This window comes from Mesorhizobium sp. M7A.F.Ca.AU.001.01.1.1, from assembly GCF_004022735.1.
Classification (GTDB): Bacteria; Pseudomonadota; Alphaproteobacteria; order Rhizobiales; family Rhizobiaceae; genus Mesorhizobium; species Mesorhizobium ciceri.
In genome coordinates, this window is sequence record NZ_RZPF01001275.1 from 1 (window position 1) to 761 (window position 761).

At 63.7% G+C, this 761-nt stretch carries 1 protein-coding gene and 1 pseudogene; one reads left to right on the forward strand and one right to left on the reverse strand.

The genetic code is table 11. The annotated features are described in order from the left end of the window. A pseudogene (locus tag EN884_RS37615) lies at positions 1-277 on the forward strand (carboxypeptidase M32); the annotation flags it as partial. 27 nt (positions 278-304) lie between these two features. On the opposite strand, the gene EN884_RS37620 reads toward EN884_RS37615, so the two are convergent. Further along, positions 305-761 (reverse strand): ATP-binding cassette domain-containing protein (locus EN884_RS37620; protein WP_128361212.1); only part of this gene is annotated, 457 nt, incomplete at its 5' end.

Sequence of the window (761 nt, forward strand, 5' to 3'; positions counted from 1 at the left end):
GCATTGGCCCGGGGCAGCTTTCGGCTACTTCCCCTCCTACACGCTGGGCGCGATGATGGCAGCACAGCAATGGGCGGCGCTGACGCGGGAGCATCCTGCCGCCGACGAGGATCTCGCCAAAGGCAATTTCGAGGCGATCAACGACTGGCGCCGCCAAAAAATCTGGTCACAGGGGTCACGCTGGTCGACGCCGGACCTGCTCGAACGCGCCACAGGCGAAAAGCTCAACGCCACCTATTTCGTGAACCATCTGAAACAGCGCTATGGAGCCGCATAGCGGCTGTCGCCACAGCGCCAGATCTGCCTATTCCGCCGCGCCCCTGAAAGCACTGGCGCCGGTTTCGAACTGCAGCTTGGCCAGCCGTGCATAGATGCCGCCCTTGGCGACAAGGCTTTGATGCGTGCCTTCCTCGACGATCGAGCCCCCATCCATGACCAGGATCCTGTCGGCCTTCAGCACCGTTGCCAGGCGGTGGGCGATGACGATCGTGGTGCGGCCCTGCATCAGCCGTTCCAATGCCGTCTGCACCAGCGTTTCGCTTTCGGCGTCGAGTGCCGAGGTGGCCTCGTCGAGCAACAGGATCGGCGCGTCGCGCAAGATGGCACGGGCGATCGCAACCCGCTGGCGCTGACCGCCTGACAGCGTCACGCCGCGCTCGCCGACTTGGCTGTCATAGCCTTTTTCCAGCTTGAGGATGAATTCATCGGCAAGTGCATCCTTCGCCGCCGTCTCGATTTCGGTCTTGCTGGCTCCCGGCCGG